Here is a 252-nt window from a genome sequence, read left to right as displayed (position 1 = left end):
GATCGGGATCGAGCGGATCTCGATCATGCGCGGCTTGCCGTCGTGGAAGACCGTGCCGGCCGCCTCGCGCGGCATGTCCTCCGCCTCGACGGTGATGCGGATCACCGATCCGAAATCGGGTGCCGCGCCGGCGCGGGGGACCTCCTCGACCATGATGCCGCGCTCGCGCGCCACCGCCGGAGCGGAGACCATGTTGATGCCCGGCAGGCCGGGGCGAAGCACCCCGGTGACGGCGGCCGCGGTGAGGGCGCG

General features: G+C 73.4%; 1 pseudogene. It reads right to left on the bottom strand.

Annotation, left to right across the window (positions count from 1 at the left end):
- Window positions 1-252: pseudogene (locus AC0IWM_RS23830) on the bottom strand (phosphoglycerate dehydrogenase); the annotation flags it as partial.

The organism is Methylobacterium sp. AC433, assembly GCF_979253015.1.
The sequence above is the reverse complement of the archived record's forward strand: the minus strand, read 5'-3'. Positions and strand labels throughout refer to the sequence as shown.